The 18,109-nt window shown below is 46.7% G+C and carries 14 protein-coding genes and 1 pseudogene; 6 read left to right on the top strand and 9 right to left on the bottom strand.

Annotation, left to right across the window (positions count from 1 at the left end):
* Window positions 1–9: 9 nt before the first annotated feature.
* Window positions 10–1,164 (top strand): TauD/TfdA family dioxygenase, encoded by a 1,155-nt coding sequence (locus LFX25_RS04805; RefSeq protein WP_238729225.1) that lies wholly within the window; start codon window positions 10–12, stop codon window positions 1,162–1,164.
* Window positions 1,165–1,168: 4 nt separating this feature from the next.
* On the top strand, window positions 1,169–2,098 hold the full coding sequence (locus LFX25_RS04800; RefSeq protein WP_238729224.1) for a bile acid:sodium symporter family protein: 930 nt from the start codon (window positions 1,169–1,171) through the stop codon (window positions 2,096–2,098).
* Here LFX25_RS04800 and trhO read toward each other — a convergent pair.
* Entirely contained in the window at window positions 2,074–3,177 is a 1,104-nt protein-coding gene (gene trhO, locus LFX25_RS04795; RefSeq protein ID WP_238729223.1) for an oxygen-dependent tRNA uridine(34) hydroxylase TrhO, read from the bottom strand. The two genes, LFX25_RS04800 and trhO, sit on opposite strands and share 25 nt — an antisense overlap.
* Before the next feature lie 116 nt (window positions 3,178–3,293).
* A complete protein-coding gene (locus LFX25_RS04790) occupies window positions 3,294–3,971 on the bottom strand; it encodes a hypothetical protein (protein WP_238729222.1) in 678 nt (225 codons plus the stop codon).
* A gap of 20 nt (window positions 3,972–3,991) precedes the next feature.
* On the opposite strand from LFX25_RS04790, the gene LFX25_RS04785 reads away from it, so the two are divergent.
* Window positions 3,992–4,174, top strand: coding sequence for a DNA alkylation repair protein (locus tag LFX25_RS04785; protein WP_238729221.1), 183 nt, complete (start codon window positions 3,992–3,994; stop codon window positions 4,172–4,174).
* 82 nt (window positions 4,175–4,256) lie between these two features.
* The gene (locus LFX25_RS04780) at window positions 4,257–5,192 is read left to right on the top strand and encodes an LIC12353 family lipoprotein (RefSeq protein WP_238729220.1); all 936 of its coding nucleotides are present in this window, start codon (window positions 4,257–4,259) and stop codon (window positions 5,190–5,192) included.
* Between the two features lie 16 nt (window positions 5,193–5,208).
* On the opposite strand, the gene LFX25_RS04775 is transcribed toward LFX25_RS04780, so the two are convergent.
* Window positions 5,209–6,414, bottom strand: coding sequence for a DJ-1/PfpI family protein (locus tag LFX25_RS04775; protein WP_406600476.1), 1,206 nt, complete (start codon window positions 6,412–6,414; stop codon window positions 5,209–5,211).
* Between the two features lie 119 nt (window positions 6,415–6,533).
* Here LFX25_RS04775 and LFX25_RS04770 point away from each other — a divergent pair, with 119 nt between their 5' ends.
* Window positions 6,534–7,679 carry an AraC family transcriptional regulator gene (locus tag LFX25_RS04770; RefSeq protein WP_238729219.1) on the top strand — a complete coding sequence of 382 codons (1,146 nt, stop codon included), beginning with the start codon at window positions 6,534–6,536 and terminating at the stop codon, window positions 7,677–7,679.
* A 3-nt stretch (window positions 7,680–7,682) separates the two neighbouring features.
* On the opposite strand, the gene LFX25_RS04765 is transcribed toward LFX25_RS04770, so the two are convergent.
* The 4 genes from LFX25_RS04765 to LFX25_RS04750 form a co-directional block, all read right to left on the bottom strand.
* Window positions 7,683–8,888 carry an acyltransferase family protein gene (locus LFX25_RS04765; protein WP_238729218.1) on the bottom strand — a complete coding sequence of 402 codons (1,206 nt, stop codon included), beginning with the start codon at window positions 8,886–8,888 and terminating at the stop codon, window positions 7,683–7,685.
* Between the two features lie 743 nt (window positions 8,889–9,631).
* A complete protein-coding gene (gene typA / locus LFX25_RS04760; RefSeq protein WP_238729217.1) occupies window positions 9,632–11,452 on the bottom strand; it encodes a translational GTPase TypA in 1,821 nt (606 codons plus the stop codon).
* A 304-nt stretch (window positions 11,453–11,756) separates the two neighbouring features.
* Window positions 11,757–13,727, bottom strand: a complete 1,971-nt coding sequence (locus LFX25_RS04755; protein ID WP_238729216.1) for an ankyrin repeat domain-containing protein — start codon at window positions 13,725–13,727, stop codon at window positions 11,757–11,759.
* A gap of 118 nt (window positions 13,728–13,845) precedes the next feature.
* Window positions 13,846–14,286 (bottom strand): hypothetical protein, encoded by a 441-nt coding sequence (locus tag LFX25_RS04750; RefSeq protein WP_238729215.1) that lies wholly within the window; start codon window positions 14,284–14,286, stop codon window positions 13,846–13,848.
* Window positions 14,287–14,701: 415 nt separating this feature from the next.
* Here LFX25_RS04750 and LFX25_RS04745 point away from each other — a divergent pair, with 415 nt between their 5' ends.
* Complete coding sequence (locus tag LFX25_RS04745; RefSeq protein ID WP_238731504.1) at window positions 14,702–16,810, top strand: molybdopterin-dependent oxidoreductase; 2,109 nt, start codon at window positions 14,702–14,704, stop codon at window positions 16,808–16,810.
* 3 nt (window positions 16,811–16,813) lie between these two features.
* Here the strand turns inward: LFX25_RS04745 and LFX25_RS04740 are convergent, their stop codons facing one another.
* Complete coding sequence (locus LFX25_RS04740; protein ID WP_238729214.1) at window positions 16,814–17,671, bottom strand: pirin family protein; 858 nt, start codon at window positions 17,669–17,671, stop codon at window positions 16,814–16,816.
* Window positions 17,672–17,801: 130 nt separating this feature from the next.
* Window positions 17,802–17,981 (bottom strand): annotated as a pseudogene (locus LFX25_RS04735) (tetracycline resistance MFS efflux pump); the annotation flags it as partial.
* Window positions 17,982–18,109 lie beyond the last annotated feature (128 nt).

Genomic DNA, 18,109 nt, shown 5'->3' with positions numbered 1-18,109 from the left:
TTATTCGCCATGGCAACCAAAACTCTATCCAAACCCAAGACAAAAAGTAAGACCCAATCTAAACCGAAATCTAAAACGACATCCGTCCGAAATACGAAATCAAAATCCGCTTCTTCCTTGTCGAAAGGATTTATCGATTCTAAAAATCCGCTTCCCGTCGTTTATCAACCGAACACCGCCGAACAGAAAAGCAAACAGGCTTTGATTCAATGGATCCGGTCCAACAAACGCGTGTTAACTGAAGACCTCAAACAATACGGGGCGATTCTTTTTAGAGGATTCGACGTCGCTTCTCCTCAGGATTTCGAAGACGTGATCCTCAACGTGGATTCCAACTTGAAGAATAACTACTTGGGAACTTCTCCCCGCAATCAAGTTACGAAATACGCCTTTACCGCTACCGAACTTCCTCCCGCATATCCGATTATGCAGCACGCGGAAATGAGCTTTCTCGATTCTCCTCCCCGGAAACTTTTTTTCTATTGCGGCAAAGCTCCCGGTCGATTCGGAGAAACTCCGATCACCGATTTAAGAAAGGTACTTCAGGAAGTTCCGCAGTCGATCCGCGATAAGTTCGAAACGAATAAAATCCGGTATTCAAGAGTTTACGACGGACCTTCCAACAAATCGCGTTTTCAGTTTTGGAAAACGAAACGCTGGGACGAAATGTTTCAGACCACCGATCGCGCAGAAGTGGAAAAGATATCCAAAAAACAAAACTTCAACGTGGAATGGTACGGAGAAGACAATCTGAGACTCGTCAATACCACATTAGCGATTCGTAAACATCCGGAATTCAAATCCTCGGCTTGGCACAATCATTCGCAGGTGTTCCATATCGACGCGGCGCGGAAAGAATATTGGAGAATCTTCGCGCGTCAAAAAACGATCCGCGGATTTTTCGTCGGGATCGCGCTCGAAATTCTAACTTTCTTAAAGAAGATCACCACAAAAAAGGAATATTTAGATACGAATTGCTCTTATGGAGACGGCCAGGAAATTTCTACCACCGAGCTCCAGCAGATACAGGAAGCCTTCTGGAACAATATCTCCCTGTTTTCTTGGCAAAACGGAGACGTATTGGTAATCGACAACTATACGGTTTCCCACGGAAGACATCCGTTTTCCGGTCCGAGAGAAATCTTCGTGGCTTGGGCGGATTAAGACGATGACGGAACTCGACGCGGTTCGGATCAATTTCAACGAAAGCGGTTTAGTTTTTTTGAATATTCTTTTGGGGCTGATTATGTACGGGATCGCCTTGGATCTTAGATTGGAAGAATTTAAACTGCTCTTCGAAAAACCGCGTGCGTCTTTAACCGGAATTATTTCCCAATTCCTTTTCTTTCCGTTTGTGACGTATCTTTTGCTTTGGATTTTAAATCCTCCTCCGGGAGTCGCGCTCGGAATGCTTCTCGTAGCGGCTTGTCCGGGCGGAAACATCTCGAACTTTATCACGTCGATTGCCAAGGGAAACACCGCGCTTTCCATTTCTCTGACGGCTTTTTCCTCCGCGCTTGCGATCGTCGCGACTCCGTTCAACTTTTTCTTCTGGGGCAATTTATATCCTCCCGTTCAGGCTGCGTTGAAGGAAATCAGCCTCAATCCGTGGGACGTTTTCCGAGCGATTTTAATGATTCTTTTGATTCCGATCGCATTGGGACTCTTAACGCAGAGATATTTACCGGACATTACGAAAAAGATCGAAAAACCGATCAAAATTCTTTCCGCGCTGATCTTTGCGGCGTTTCTGGTAATCGCTCTCGCCGCCAACTTTTCGGTTTTTTTGAAAGTGATCAACAAAGTGTTTCTTTACGTTTTTCTAATGAACTCGACGGGATTTTTACTGGGATATTTTTTCGCGAAGCTGATGCGTTTGGATGAAAAGGACGCGCGTTGCATTTCCATCGAAACCGGAATTCAAAATTCGGGACTCGGTCTCGTATTGATCTTCGCGTTTTTCGGAGGTCAGGGAAGTATGGCGATCATCGCGGCGACTTGGGGAATCTGGCACGCGATCGCGGGCATCACTCTTGCGTGGTTCTGGTCGAAGAGAACCGCATCGCTCGGCGTTCAGACCGTTTCGAAAGGTTTTTGATTCAGATACAACTCGGAAACTTTCGGACGAATTCTCGACTTCGTAAAAAAACGATTGTCGTTCAACTTACCCTTTCTCATTTCCTTTTGTTGTTCTTTGGGTAAATGAAGAATCGTTCTGCATTCTTCCGTGCAACATCCCTCGAACGCGGCTGAACATTTCTCGCACTGAATGAAAAGAATATGACATCCCGGGTTGGCGCAGTTGACGTGCCTGTCGTTCTTTTCACCGCATTGATGACAAACGGAAATCACTTCCGTTCCGATGGATTCCCGCAGACGACCGTCGAATACGAAATTCTTTCCTTTAAACTTGGATTCGAGACCTTTCTGCGAAACCTCGTGCGCGTAGGAAATAATTCCTCCGTGGAGCTGATTCACGTCCTTGTAGCCGTGATGTTTCAACCACGCGCTCGCCTTTTCGCAACGGATTCCGCCGGTGCAGTACATTAGAATTTTCTGATCTTCTTTCCCGTTTAAAAGTTCCAGAAGCATTTGGAGTTCTTCGCGAAACGTATCGGACTGCGGAAGAATCGCGTTTTCGAAGTGACCTATCTCGCTTTCGTAATGATTTCTTACGTCGACTACGATCGTATTTTGATCCTCGAGGTGACGGTTGAATTCCTCCGCGGAAAGATGTTTTCCCACGTTAGTCACATCGAACGCATCGTCGTTCAATCCGTCGGCCACGATTTTTTTTCTTACTTTTAGATCGAGTTTCAAGAATGACTCGCGATCGTCTTCGACGGCGATCTTAAACGGCATGTCTCGAAACGATTCGCGAGAATCCAAATTCTTACGAAAAGATTCCAGATTGTGGGACGGAACCGAAAGCTGCGCGTTGATTCCTTCTCTTGCGATATAAATTCTTCCCAGAACGCCGAGAGATTCCCATTCCAAATAAAGAACGTTCCGAAGCTCTTCCACGTTTTCCAAAATGACATAACGATAGAAAGAAAGAGTGGTTCTCGGGAAATTCTCCGCTTCGAGACGCTTTTTTAGAATCTCTTTTCCGTGGATGTTATGAAGAGGACGTTTCTTTGTTTGCGTCTTCTTTTGAGAATCTTCCCGATTTGCCATACATTCTTAACTCTGAAATTAAGATCGATCTTGACAAGCCTTTCTTAGCGGAATCGCCCGATTCAAAACCGTCATCCCTGTCCTCTAAGGAACAAGTTCCGAAATGATTCGGGCTTTCATACGTCGTAGATTCTCTTTTCATCGAGCTTCTGACCGAGGATTGCAATCAACGTATAAAGAAACAAAGCCTGAATCGCAAACGCGTAGATGTTATCGGATACGGGTGCGAACGGATTTATCAATATCAGCATAAGAAAGAATCCGCCCAAAGACAACATTCCCCACTTGCCCGCGAAACCTTCTCCAGGTTTGCTTCCCTTGAAATAATAAGCGAAGGAAAAAACCGTCAACGCCGCTTCGATTCCGACGGTGAGCCAAAGATTGTTCCACAATCCGAATCCTAGTTTGGTGCCCGAATCCGACAAAACGGGAAGATCGGGAGTATGCACGGGAAGATCCAAAAAATAATGCGACATTACGGAAATTGCAACCGCAAGAGCGACCTTCCATCTTGTGTTTCGATCCTCCGAACTTTTCCAAAAATAGAAAAGGACGAACGCGAACGCGGCCCATAGGAACGCCGCAGCCAAACTGTGCGTATACGGCATAAAATAAAGATCGAACGGATTGCTCGCGGTAAAGCCCGGAATCAAACGCATGTGCTCGACCCCGATCATGATGAAAATCATAAACAGAAAATCGACGAATTGGACGCCTACCAACAAAGACCATAGAGGAGTTTTGGGAACCGTCTTCTTAAGCGCGAACGCTACGCTATAATGTCCTATGAACATAAGATTCTCCGAATAAGCAAATGCTTTTGAAACGCAAGAATTCGATCTCGTCCGCAACGGAAGTCAATCGTTTTACGATTTTTCGAAAAACCGATTGCGAAACGGAAACCGATTTTCTGGATCGATACGCGGATCGGATGCCGCGCAACATGCTCCGTCATGCGATCGAAAAACTTTCCGAGGCTCTCAAAAGAAATATATGAATTCCTGCAAAAAAGAAAGTTTCCTAAAAAAGATACTTTACCCTTCCGTGCGGACGGAGATCCTAAACAACGGAAAAATCGAATGAACCACAAAATCGGATATATTCTCATTTCATTATATAGTATCTTGTCCATCGGCTGCGGAGGCAACCTGAGAGGAAAACCCATCCCTCCGAATCCGGACTTGGCCGGTTTCTATATCTCTTCGGAAAGCGCGGAATGGGCCAAGGAAGATAAGATGAGAATCGAAGTTTTAAGCATTTTTCCGAAAGCGAACGGCGATCTTTCGTTTGAAAGAAAGGTGATCGTTCGACTCAGTTTTATCGCGAGCGATAACCGAGAAGAATGGAGAATTCGAACGGGCGGAGTCGTCACAAGCGATACCGAAATTCTTCTGCAGGAATCCTTGTATCAGGAATATCATCAGCTTCACATGGGCGCGCGCGAATCCGATCCGACAAAATGGAAACTGAGCGAGATGGGCGCCGCTTCGAAAGTCAGGGAAGTGGGCAACGTTACCGCAAGCGGAAATCTTTTAGGAGAATTCGCTCCGGACGGGAAGTCGTTGAAATTCGGCAAGAACGTCTTTACGAAAATCGGAGAACCGTTTCAAGGAAGAATCACGACGACCGTGAATCAAAAAAGCGTCACGGTCGACAATGAAATCGCCGGAGTCGTTTTTTATAAATCATCCGCGACCTCGGATGAAAAAATCGTGGCCGTGTTTTCCAAAACCGAATCGATCAAAGTCGGAATGATCTTTCTCGTAGGCAAGGATCAAGTTCCGTACAAAGTTTCGGAAGTGTTTCGGCAATCCTGCGTATTGGAACCGGTGGACGCGAAAAAGGTCGCCGTCTTTTCCGTCGGCGCGCCGGTTCTTCTGAAAGGAACGATCGATCGAAAGGCAGCCAACAAAAGAGCGACGGCCGACGAACTGATCCGAAAATTAAAGTCGGATCCGAACGTCAGCAAGGAAGAACTCATACGAGAAATCGAAAAACTTAAAAACGAAAGATAATGTTTTTCGAATATTCTCAATATTGCGGATACTCCAGGATCAAAGCCACAAAGGCCGCGGTGGATAGTCCGTACAACTCCGCGATCTGCGACAAGGTTTGATCCAGAGCGGTTACGGCTGGAGTGGAATCGAACTCCGGCAACATTCGATCGACCGCATCGTCCTTTCCGAAAACTCGATCCGGAATCACGCTCAAACCGTTCGCCGTTCGGATCGTATCCCGGGACGCCGCAAACGAAACGGCTTGGGAACGATACGTTCTCGAATACGCGTCCGCAACCAAGGCCAGCTTGATTTCGTCCACACCCGGAGCAACGCCGATTCCGATCTCTTCGTGAGCCCAAAAAGAGACGGCATTGGAAAGAATCGTATAAACCGAACCGATTGTTAAGCGAAATCGATTGCTGTCATGAGCGGGATTCCAATCGGACGCACCGAGTTCTCGGGCGACTTTCGACGCGCGATCTTTTCCCGCTATCGCCTCGACCAACGCCAGCGAAACCGGAATCGAGGCCGTAACCGCGGTCGTCGTTACGACGTTTCCATCCGCGACATATCTTCGATTCCGAACCCAATTCGTGTCTTTGAATTTCTTTTCCAAGTCGTTTAACGAATACCAAAAGCCGGTAGCATTCTTTCCCTTTAACAATCCCGCATTTGCTACGACCCACACCCCGTCGCAAACTCCGATCACAGTCGCGCCCTTGGATGCTTGTCGATTCAACCAATGCAAAAGTACGGGAGAATCGGAATGATGAACCGCAGGAACCACAACGTAATCCGCACCCTCCGGAAAACGCGAGTCGAAGGAAGCGATCGATTCTTGCGGTCGTATTTTAAGAGCGGGATATAGATTCATAATTCCCGAATCGATTCCTAACGCAAACACATCGGCCGACTGAGAACGGGTCAAAACCGAATAGGGAATTACGTAATCCGTAAGTTCGGTCATATAGTTGTCCCCGACTACCGCGACAATCGGACGAGTTCTTCCGAACCTGCTTTTATACGCGGGGATTTTTTCCGAAACGGGAATCGTTTCCTTTCGATCCACTCCGGTAATTTCCGTCCGATGTTGATCGGCAAATACCGAACAGGAAAGAATCGCAACGATTCCTAAAAGAAGAAATACGATCCGCAGATGCGCGAATCGTGTTCCGAATTTACCGAACATTTCCAGAACGGAAACGGGAGAATGAAAATTAAACTGAATTGCTTTCATGGTTCGATTCTACCCCGTTTTCAATCCGAAGTCGTCCTTGCGGATACGGATGGACTTCCCTCCGGCTTAAAGATAAAAAAAATCTCGACTCTAAGCGGGAATCGCCTCCCAATACCTGCATGTATTCCTTTCTCGCGTTCGGAGCAGGTCTCGCTTTCTTACTTTCTCTATCCGAATGGATCACTTCTATTCGGGGTAAAAACGCATCCCAAATCGGACTTACGGATACGTCGACGGCGGACGAACGATTTCGTTTAACAATTTCCTTCCTGCGTAATAAAGCGGTATCGTGTTTATTCTTTTCGATCGGAGTCGTACAACTTCATATCTTCTTTGAATTGTCCGATCGACTGATTCGATTTGCTTGGATTGCGGAAACGCACATTCCGTTTATCTTCGCAATCGGTCCGTTAACCTTTCTGTATTTTCGAAATCTAAGCGGAGAGACAACCGATCGTTTTTCTCCGGTACATTTATTTCCCAGTGTTTTGAGCGCCGCCACGATGCTCCCGTTTTATCTGCGCGACTTCGTATCAAAACAAAACTTCTTAAAGATGGAGAATTCGAACGACCTCTATCACAATATCGTTTTGATTCTTCTTATCTTAGGAACCATTCAGAACTTTCTGTATCCGATCGTTTTGTTTCGCAGAATTTGGACTTGGAGAAGCGGCGCAAGCTCGGAACGACGTACCGCATTCACCCCCTTTCTGCTTTTGTTTGCGGGAACTTTGTTCGTGTTGATTTTATTCGTAATCGCACAAAGTTTTTTTATGCCCTTATTTCTTGCGGCATCTTCGGGTGTCACTTTGTTGCTGTGTATCGTGTTTATCACCGGCCACGCGCGGATTCCCTGGGTGGAACAATTCAAAAAGGAATCGAGAGAAGCGCGGTACGCGGAAAGCAGAATCCGAGGTTTGAATGTGGACGCGGTTCTTTTGCGTCTGAACGATTTAATGCGAAATGAAAAATACTATGCGGACGAGGATCTGACTTTAGGAAAACTTTCCGAAGCGTTAGGGATTCATACGCACCAACTATCCGAAATTCTTAACGACAAAATCAAAAAGAGCTTTCGAGAGTTCGTGGCGGACTTCCGTCTCGAAGAAGCCGCACGAATTCTGCTGGAAGAACCGCAGAGATCGGTTTTATCTGCGGCGTACGCGTCCGGATTCAATTCCAAATCCGCATTTCATAAACTCTTTCAGGAGAAATTCGGATGCACTCCGACCGAATTTCGAACGAACCGGAAGCATCCGAAATAAGACCTAAGGATGAGTTTGTGTCACGAACTTGATACTCGTCTTTTTACGAGGAAGCATTCTCGTTCGTAAATATTGAAACGGATATTCGATGAGAATGTAGAAAGGAATGGAAAGAACCACGATCAGAATCAGCACCGCGCAAAACTGAAACAAAAAAGCGATCGTCGATGCGGGTTCGGATCTGACACCCAAAATGGAAAGGGCTATTCCGATCAAAACCAAATGCCAGAGATACATCGTAAAACTCAATCTAGCGATCGGAACAAAGATTTTCATACTTAAAAAACGGCCTAACCAGCTTTCCAAACGAACGACGGAAAGAAGTAGAATTCCCGCATATCCGAGATTCAACAGATTATAACGCGCCGTATGAGCTAAAAAACCGGTATTCTCCAAATACACCCAGTGGGCTGCGAATAAGAACGCAAAAAACAAACCCAAAAGAGAGTAATACAACGGATCATTCCTTTTCAAACGATCCATCAGAGCCGTATGACTTACATACAGATCCATCGCGATCACTCCCATCAGCAAAGAATCGAATCGAGTTTGGAAGGGGAAATAAATCTCTTCGAAGTATTCCGGAGTCATCGGCATGGAGGTCGTCCAATAAACGAATCCACGTAACGAGGTCGGGATCAAAACCAAGGACCAGAGAAGAAGCTGCCTATACTTCATGACTCGTTTGAAAAGAATCAGACTACAAAACAAAGGAAAAATCAGATAGAACTGTTCTTCGATGGAGAGCGACCAAGTATGAATGTTCATCCCCGTAAAATAGTTCCCTAAAAACACGAAGTCGCCCCACGAGTTTTCAAGACGTGCAGAAAGAACGAACGACTCCAATTCCAGCCCTTTTGCATCCGCCACTTTTAATGCAAACTTGGAAGCGACCAGACTGAACAGAATGAAAAAATAATACGCAGGCAAAATCCGAAGCGTTCTTTTGAGATAGAACTTCTTAAAATCGATTTTTCCGTTTCGATTCCAATCGCTAAAAAGCCCTTTCGAAATCAAGAAACCGCTCAAAACGAATGATAAATCCACACCCGACCAAAAAAAGGAATCCGATTGAAAGGTTCCGATCGCTTTCCAAGCTAAGGCATAATGATTTAGGATCACTAGGATGATCGCAAAGGCGCGCAAGCCGTTGAGCGATCGAATCTCGTTGTCCCGATGAAACCAAAGATCTTTGATAAAAGCTTTCATGCTTTTTCCGATCTCCTATGAAAACCAAACACACTTTCCGAAACGGAAAACTTTATTCTAATTTGAAACAACATTTTGAACACCAAAATTTTTCCAAGAACCCAATCTTTATACGTTTTTCGATTCTATTCTAGGACAAAAAAAAATCGAACCTTGAAGCGACAAAACATTCGTTTATCGAACAAAAAGCGTAGAAAGTAACCGTCGTCATTTTATGAAAACCAGGACTAAAAGGAAATCCGTGGCTGGCAACACGTTTCATCACAAAACTTCTTCGTTTTTATCAAAGAACACGTTGGAATCATAAAGATCGAAAACGATAGTCACAAACCGAACCTTCCTAACAATCGTAATATAAAACATTAAGTTATCTGAATGTATTTGTTGAATTTAGAAGACTCTGCCCTCGAAAAAGGTTCCCGATTTTTTTGGTTTTAAGATGCGGCTTTATAATCTGATTCGTCGGATTCAAGAACACGTTTGAAAAAGCCTGTAAATACATCCAGAAAAGGATGAGCAGATGGAATGGATGACGCTTAAAGCGGAATCAACGGTCGCATAACGTTTCAAGACTCGCAGATTTTAAATCGACGTTAGAAACAAAAAAGACACAACGAAAGAATGCAGCATAAGAAGTTTGCGAATCTTCTAAAAAAGAAGTGATCCGTACAAACAAAAAGACCTCGGATGAATAGGAACATCCAAGGTCTTGTGAAGTTTTTCAGAAGTGATTCTTATTCTTCTTATTTGTTGCGTTTGCGCATCGTTGCGTCGAGGAACTTCTTACGAAGACGCAAACTAGCAGGAGTTACTTCCAAAAGTTCGTCGTCGTCGAGAAATTCGATGTTTTGTTCGAGAGAAAATTTTCTAGGAGGAACCAGACGAATCGCTTCGTCCGCGCCGGAAGAACGAACGTTACTCAGCTTCTTCTCTTTTACGGGGTTCACTTCGAGATCGTTCTCGCGGGAATGGATTCCGATGATCATTCCGGGATAAACCGCCGTATTCGGTCCGATTACCAATTCTCCCCTTTCCTGGATTTTCCAGAGAGCGTAAGCGGTCGATTCTCCTGAGTCCATGGAAATGAGAGCGCCGTTCTTACGGCCTGGGATCTCGCCTTTGTAAATGTCGAATCGTAAAAAACGGGAAGACATTACGCCCTCGCCTCTTGTTTCAGAGATAAAGAATCCTCTGAATCCGATGATCCCTCTCGTCGGAATTACGAATTCCACTCGGGTCATTCCGGACGGATGCGCGTCCATCAACTGAAGCTCGCCCTTTCTACGGTTGAGTTCCGCGATGATCTGACCGGTGAACTGATCGGGGATGTCCATGACCAGATATTCGTAAGGTTCGAGCTTTTGGCCTTGTTCGTTGGTTTTTAAGATTACTTCGGGACGAGAAACTTGGATCTCGAACCCTTCTCTTCTCATGGTTTCGATGAGAACCGACAAGTGAAGTTCTCCGCGTCCGAGAACCTTAAAACGATCCTTGTCTTCGGTTTCTTCCAGTCTCATCGCAACGTTGGTTTCGAGTTCGCGGTCCAAACGTTCGCGGATATTTCGGGTCGTTACGAACTTCCCTTCTTTCCCTGCAAATGGAGAATTGTTTACCATGAAGAACATGGAAACGGTCGGTTCTTCCACTTCAATCGCCGGTCTAGGAGCCGGTTTTCCCGGTTCGCAGATCGTATCTCCGATAAACACGTCGGGAAGTCCTGCAATCGCTACGATGTCTCCCGCTTCCGCATTGTTGACTTCGTTTCGTTTCAGACCTTCGAAGTTGTATAATTTCGTGATTCTAAAAAGAGGAGTATCGGTCTGCGCGGCAACTTCTCCCTTCTTCGCCGCTAGTTGGATGACGTTCATTCCGAGCGCCATCTTTCCTGCGTAAATTTTTCCAACCGCAATTCTTCCGACGTAGTCGTTGTAATCCAAGGAAGTCACTTGGAACTGAAGAGGAGCTTCCGTATCCGCTTGAACGGGCGGAACGTGCTTGAGAACCGTATCCAAAAGAGGATCGAGGTTCGTGCCCGGGGCATCGCTCAGGTTGTGAACGGCCCAACCTTGTTTTGCGGAGGCATATACGATCGGGAAGTCAAGCTGTTCGTCGGTTGCTCCAAGGTCGGAGAACAGATCGAACGCCATGTCCACGACGGCTTCGGGTCTCGCGCCGGGACGATCGATTTTATTGATTACGAGAATCGGTTTATGACCGAGTTGAAGGGATTTTCCCAATACGAAACGAGTTTGAGGCATCGGTCCATCGAAAGCGTCCACAAGAAGAAGACAGGAATCCGCAGTTGCAAGAACTCGTTCCACTTCCCCGCCGAAATCCGCGTGACCGGGAGTGTCTACAACGTTGATTCTGGTTCCTTTGTAAACTACAGCCGTATTCTTGGCTTTGATCGTGATCCCTTTTTCCTTTTCCAGGTCATTGGAGTCCATGATCCTTTCTCCGTCTTCCTTAGCGGTGACTGCTCCGGTTTGACGGAGAATTCCGTCCAAAAGTGTGGTTTTCCCGTGGTCGACGTGGGCGATAATAGCGATGTTGCGGATTTCCATTCTAAGACCAAAAATTTCGGAAGCCCCCTGGTGTAAACCGGCTTTTTCTGTCAATTTTTTAAAGGGAGAATCTTTTAACTGGTTTGAAATCGGGAATTCCGACTTCTTTGTGATGCTTTACCGCGCAGGAAGTGGGATTTTTTGAAAACGAAGGAGTTCCTACACTCATTGGTGGCTCAGAGTTTCTTTGAACTTGTAAGAACGTAGCAGTTCCTACATTGATTAGAGATCAGAAATATCTGAAAACACGATCGGGCCGTATGAGTTCCCACAAATTCTCGTCAGGTCTCAATCTACCCGATCCTCAAATCTTTCGTTCCACGACAAACTCGTTCCCGGAATCGTGCTCGGCGTGCACGAAGAAAAACAAAGGCAGTTTCTTCACCTTTCGAAAACCTTCTCCTTGAATCAATCGGTCAATCATCCTTTCGAAAGAAACCTGAGCGTAAATTCGATCCCTGTGTTCGAGATTGTTTTCATAGAGCGTATTTTTGTCTGTTCCGTGATACGAAGAATATCGGTTGCGCGCCTTCTCCAAATTTTGATAGGTTTCGAGACAAAGATAATAAGAAAACCCATCGTCATCGTAGTCCCATTCGATGAGCAAAGCTCCTAAGTCGGCCGATTGAGAATCGGCGAATTCAGATAGAATATCGTCGAGCTCTTCCGCTAAATCGATTTCCACGTCTAAGATTTTTGCGGAATCCGATTTCCATCCGGAGCGAATATGTCCGTCTTCCAATTCGGCGAACTTAACCAACGCTTCGTGTGAAGAATCGAACTTAAAAATTTTCTGAGAGATTCCCTCTTGAGCGAATTGATTTCGTTCGATGACTTCGTCGTCGTTCCAGATCAGTTCAATCGAATCCACACCGCGGGATACGGTCTCGCTTACGCGTCGATTCGATCCGTTGTCGATCAACACACGAAACGCCGTCGTTCCCGTCAAAGGTTTTAGGTCCTCGTCCTTCTTTAACTTCTCGATCGGATATTTGCAGCGTAGAGTTTCCATCACGGCGCGAATTGCGGAAGACGTATCGCCTAATGCCGCATATACGCAGGCCAAGTTTAGAAAAAAAGTATCAGTATTCGTAGAAACGCTCCAGGGATCTCCCACATTCTCCAACGCTTCCGCATATTTTTGTTTTGCGTGATACGCCCAAAGAACGTTTGTTAGAACCGTTCCCTTGTCTTCTTTATCCATTTGAACCTGGTCTTTGAATTTTTGCCAAACGTCGATCACACTTTCCGGATCGGATTTACGAATATGATTTGTGAAAATCAGATTGAGCGCGTTCAGATTGAATTCTAGATCGAGAGTGTTTTGCGCCCAACGACCGGATTCTTCCGTATTTCCAAGCTTCCAATATGCAAAGGCGATATTATACGGAATTTTCCAATCCTCCGGAAACGCGGTGATCGCCTTAAGACCGTTTTCGATCGACCGATCCCATTCTTCTTGTTGAATATTCTTATATTGTAATGCTCTGTACGGCCTCAGGGTCGTATCTTTGACGCCCTGCGAATCCAGCCATTCCACGATTTCGTAATGTTTTCCTTCGAGCGCAGTCAAATAGGCGTTTAGATTCTCTTTCGGATTTTCCGCTTTTAGATCTGCACCCGCTTCCGCTAAAAGTTTTGCCACTTCGAGATTTCCGTTCCGAATCGCCCACATAAGAGAAGATCTTCCCTTCCAGGTTTCATGAACGTTTACATCCGCGCCGGCGCGGATCAAAGAGCTTACAATTTTTACCATCTCGTTTTGTTCTCGATCGGAATTGATACAAGCGCGGACCAACGGAGATTCTCCATTTTTAACGTCGATCGTGTTTGGGTCGGCTCCTGCTTGGAGTAAGAATTTTACTTTTTCCGAACTCCGATCGTAAACCGCGCTATAAAGAATAGTTTTTCCCGTTTCCTTTCCTTGGTTGAGATTCAGCCCGAACGATACCAGAATTTTTACCGCTTCGGAAAATCTTTCGATGTTCTTACAATAATATACAAGACAATAAAGCGCGTTACTTCCTTTATCATTGGTCGCGTGCAAGTCTGCCCCGTTTTGGAGAAGCGTAATCAGAGATTTCGATTTTAAAGAAACTCCGCCGGAAAAACTGATCGGCAGCGCGCTAAACCAAAGAGGAACTTTCAAACTTTTAACATACGTTAAACGATTCGGGTCGGCGCCTGCGGAAATCAGTTCTATAATTTTCGATTCTTCTTCGGCTAGAATGGCTTTGGCAAGGGATTCTTGGTTTTCGGATTCGGAGAGGGCCACGGTTGATCCTTTTTGGGTTTGAATGGATCAACAAGTTTGCAATTTTCTTTTTGACGTCAGGTTATAACGCGGCAATCGATTCGTATGAGTTCCCACAAATTCGGGAAAGTTCGCGCATTCACGATCCCGGCAAATAATCCGGCTCTAAAATGCGGGGACAATATTCGAAAATCGCACCGAAGTAATGCCGGGCGATCGAATGAAAGATCCATTCCCCCGCGGCTTTGAGAGATTCACCGAACTCGGGAACCGCGTAACCCTTTCTGCGAAAGAGAGAATTCAAATCCCAGTCTTCTTCGCCGGGAATGGTTTGGATCTTCAGCATTGCATAGAAAGATTGTTCCGACGGATCGTATCGAAATACGAGGGATCGTGATGCGAGCGGATTACGAACCGTAAACGTGGCCCAATTTCCTTTCGGTCCGGATTCGCCGCCGCTCAACGAATAGAGTTCGTAACCGAGATCACCTTCCTCTCCGAAGAATTCCCTAAATTCCAAATAAAAAGCTTCCGCAAAATCCTTTTGCAATTTCAGATTTGGGTCCGGTTCCACAGACATACGGAAATGATTTTAAATCCACCGCTCCTGCAAAGCCTTTTGAACGATGGAGTTCCTACTTTTATAGTTAGAACGCGACCCATAGGGAGCGTTCTGCTGAGTTAACCGCAAGCGACACGCAAGGCTTGGTCCGAGTCTTCGAGGACCGAGCGGGACTCCGCGAGCCTGGAGTCGGCGCGACCGCGCGGACAAGGAACCTGGCAGATCGATCCACGCGGATGCGGCCGAAACCGTTTTCCCGAAAAGCAGGAGTTCCCGCACTCCGGTAAAACGGAGGATTTTCCTTGCCAGCGCCGGACGAAACCGATAAAATTCTTGCTCAATCGACGATTCCGGATTCTATCATGGCATTCAAAAGAGAGGGATTTCTATGAGTTCACAAACTCACTATCGTTCCTGTACGCTTTGCGAAGCGATGTGCGGCTTACGCATCGAAGTCGAAGACGGAAAAATTTCCGCGATTCGAGGCGACAAAGAAGATCCTTTCAGCCGAGGCCACCTCTGCGCCAAAGGCCCCGAACTCAAAAATCTCTACGAAGATCCCGACCGTTTGAAATTCCCCGTCAAACGAACCGACAACGGCTGGGTGCAAGTAAGTTGGGTGGAAGCGCTTTCCGAAACGGCCAAAGCCCTTTTTGAAATCCAGAACCGCTACGGCTTCGATTCGGTCGCGGTCTACAACGGAAACCCGAACGTTCACAACTACGGCTCCATGCTTTTCGGTGATCGTTTTTCCAACCGTCTCAAATCCAAAAATCACTACTCCGCCACTTCGGTGGATCAACTCCCGCACCAACTCGTTTCGTATCTGATGTTCGGTCATCAGCTTTTAATCCCGATCCCCGACATCGATCACACGAAATACTTTTTGATTCTCGGAGGAAATCCGTTTGCGTCTAACGGCAGTTTGATGACAGTCCCCGACGTCAAAAAAAGACTGAAGGAACTTCAGGAACGCGGAGGCAAGTTCGTCGTCGTCGATCCTAGAAAGACGGAAACCGCCTCCAACGCGGACGAACACGTTTTTATCCGTCCGAGCGCCGACGCTTTCTTTTTATTAGCGATTTTGAATGTGTTTTTTAAGAAGAATCTGATCCGACCGTCCTCTCTTTACGACGAATCGGAGCTTAAAAAAATTTCCGATCTCGCGTCGCGGTATTCTCCCGCTCAGGTGGAAACGGTCACGGGCGTAAGCGCGGCTACGATCGAAAGAATCGCGATGGAATTCTCCTCCTCTCCAAGCGCGGTCTGTTACGGAAGGGTCGGAGTTTCCACGCAGGCATTTGGAACTCTTTCACAATGGCTCATCAACCTCGTAAACGTTCTCAGCGGAAATCTCGACAAACGAGGCGGAGCGATGTTCACCCTTCCTGCCGTCGATCCGATCGATCGTCAAGGCGCGCTCAAAAGTTCTCCGGGAAGTTTTAATTCGTTCCAATCGAGGGTTCGTAAACTTCCCGAGTTCAACGGGGAACTTCCCGTTGCCGCCTTGTCCGAGGAAATTCTAACTCCGGGCCAAGGTCAGATAAAAGCGTTAGTCACATCGGCGGGCAATCCGGTTCTTTCCACTCCGAACGGAGCCAAACTCGAAGAAGGTTTAAAGAACCTCGAATTCATGGTCTGCGTGGATTTTTACATCAACGAGACGACCCAATACGCGAATTACATTCTTCCTCCGACTTCGGCTCTCGAACACGATCACTACGATATGATCTTCAACGTATTCGCGGTTCGTAATACGACCAAATACGCGCAGCCGATCTTCGAGCCGCTCCCGGGAATGTTGCACGACTGGGAAATTTTCGTGGATCTTACGAAACGTCTCGAACTTCTCCGCTCCGGCAAACCTCTTCCGAAAGAACTCATCACGACCAAACTCGGCCCCGCTTCCATCATCGACTTCGCATTAAAAGGCGGACCGTACGGCGAAAAAGGAAATCACAGCCGTATGCTCAACTTACAGTTGTTAAAGGAAAACCCTCACGGAATCGATCTCGGTCCGTTGATGACTTCGTTTCCCGATCGGCTTTTGACGGAGGACAAAAAGATCCGTCTTCTTCCGAAAGAAATCGTGGAAGACCTTACGAGACTTTCTCGAAAGTTCGCGGAATGGTCGGCCCCAGCGGATAAAGCGAAGAATTTTCTGTTAATCGGAAGAAGACATCTTCGCAACAACAATTCCTGGATGCACAATCTTCCCAAGCTGATGACGGGCAAAAATCGTTGCACGTTGATGATTCATCCGGACGACGCGAGATCGCTCGGAATTTCCGAAGAGGAAGAAGTGCAAGTCGAGTCGAGGGTCGGGCGGATCTTGATTCCCACCGAAATCACGGACGAGATTATGCCGGGTGTAGTGAGTATTCCTCACGGCTTCGGTCACGCGAAGAGCGGGGTTCGTTTGAATGTCGCAAAACAATTCGCGGGAGTCAGCATCAACGATCTTACGGACGACGAAGCTCTCGACGAACTTTCGGGAAACGCGGCCTTCAGCGGCGTCCCGGTAAGCATTCGAAAAGTTTAATATTCATTTTTCCGGTAAAGGAATCCGTTCCGTTTCGTCCGGAACCGCCGGAAAGGTTTCGTCCTTCCATTCTTTTTTGGCGCGTTCGATCCGCTCCAAAGACGTGGATACGAAGTTCCACCAAAGGTAACGCGGTTCCGGAAACGGAACCCCGCCCATCAAAATCGCACGGCTTCCTTCCGAGGAAGAAAACGTGATCGTTTCTCCGGGTGCGAACACGGCCATTTGACCGACTTGTACGGTTTGTCCTTGAATTTCGAGACCGCCTCTTGCCACATACAAACCGGATTCCTGACCTTCTGGAATACGCCATTCTCCCTTTGCGCCGGGCCTTGCCTCCAAGTCCGCATAAAACAACGGCGAATAAATTTTTACGGGCGATCGTTTGCCTAAGAATTCTCCCGCGGCGAGTCGGAGCGTCCAAGCTTCTCCTTCGATGACGGGAATGTCCTTTCGATCCAGATGAAAAAATTCCGCGTCCACTTCCTCGAATTCCTTCGGAAGCGCGACCCAAGTTTGAATTCCTTCCAACGAAGAATGTTCCGGATCGACTTGTGATCGTTCACTGTGCGAGATTCCGGATCCGGCGGTCATCCAATTCACTTCGTACGGACGGATCGGAACCTGCGAACCGATGCTGTCCCGATGAAAGATCACTCCGTCATACAAATACGTGATCGTTGCGAGTCCGATGTGCGGATGAGGACGAACCGAAAGTTCCTTTCCGGTTTGAATCGGCACCGGCCCCATGTGATCGACGAACACGAACGGTCCGACGTGACGCGCCTCGATGGAAGGAAGAATTCTTCGTACTCGAAAGTTGTCTCCGAGATCTTTGAGATGTCCAGAAATGAGTTTCATACGTTAGAACTTAGACTGACGGTCTTCCTTCTTTCCTTAATCTTTTCGGATTCCGATCCGACCCGACCCGACATATTCTTTTTTAAGAATGATGTTTTCGAAGCGAACCCGCCGAAATCCAAAGACTCTTCGCGGTGTTGATGAGAAAGAACACAACGATCAAACCGAAAATCATCGGATAACGTTTCAAGTTGATAAGCGAACCGATCGAATTCGCCTTTTTCCATTCGGACTTTCTTCTATTTTCTTTGGTCAGGGATTCGGGAAGAATGAAAAATACGAACGGCCAGTTCACGAGCGTAAGCGTCGCCGGACGTCGGGAATTCATAAAATAGCTTAACAAACGATAAGCCGAAGCGCGATCGAAAAACATTCCTCAGGAATTACAAAATGAATCCCAAAGATTGTGGATGGCGTTCCAATGGAAATTCGGGACGA

This window comes from Leptospira sanjuanensis (assembly GCF_022267325.1).
Classification (GTDB): domain Bacteria; phylum Spirochaetota; class Leptospiria; order Leptospirales; family Leptospiraceae; genus Leptospira; species Leptospira sanjuanensis.
This window is presented reverse-complemented; position numbering and strand designations above follow the sequence as displayed.

Bases quoted from the DNA above. Each gene is read 5' to 3' on its own strand.
- LFX25_RS04805 (WP_238729225.1), top strand. From the start codon at position 10: ATGGCAACCAAAACTCTATCCAAACCCAAGACAAAAAGTAAGACCCAA.
- LFX25_RS04800 (WP_238729224.1), top strand. From the start codon at position 1,169: ATGACGGAACTCGACGCGGTTCGGATCAATTTCAACGAAAGCGGTTTA.
- trhO (WP_238729223.1), bottom strand. From the start codon at position 3,177: ATGGCAAATCGGGAAGATTCTCAAAAGAAGACGCAAACAAAGAAACGT.
- LFX25_RS04790 (WP_238729222.1), bottom strand. From the start codon at position 3,971: ATGTTCATAGGACATTATAGCGTAGCGTTCGCGCTTAAGAAGACGGTT.
- LFX25_RS04785 (WP_238729221.1), top strand. From the start codon at position 3,992: ATGCTTTTGAAACGCAAGAATTCGATCTCGTCCGCAACGGAAGTCAAT.
- LFX25_RS04780 (WP_238729220.1), top strand. From the start codon at position 4,257: ATGAACCACAAAATCGGATATATTCTCATTTCATTATATAGTATCTTG.
- LFX25_RS04775 (WP_406600476.1), bottom strand. From the start codon at position 6,414: ATGAAAGCAATTCAGTTTAATTTTCATTCTCCCGTTTCCGTTCTGGAA.
- LFX25_RS04770 (WP_238729219.1), top strand. From the start codon at position 6,534: ATGTATTCCTTTCTCGCGTTCGGAGCAGGTCTCGCTTTCTTACTTTCT.
- LFX25_RS04765 (WP_238729218.1), bottom strand. From the start codon at position 8,888: ATGAAAGCTTTTATCAAAGATCTTTGGTTTCATCGGGACAACGAGATT.
- typA (WP_238729217.1), bottom strand. From the start codon at position 11,452: ATGGAAATCCGCAACATCGCTATTATCGCCCACGTCGACCACGGGAAA.
- LFX25_RS04750 (WP_238729215.1), bottom strand. From the start codon at position 14,286: ATGTCTGTGGAACCGGACCCAAATCTGAAATTGCAAAAGGATTTTGCG.
- LFX25_RS04745 (WP_238731504.1), top strand. From the start codon at position 14,702: ATGTGCGGCTTACGCATCGAAGTCGAAGACGGAAAAATTTCCGCGATT.
- LFX25_RS04740 (WP_238729214.1), bottom strand. From the start codon at position 17,671: ATGAAACTCATTTCTGGACATCTCAAAGATCTCGGAGACAACTTTCGA.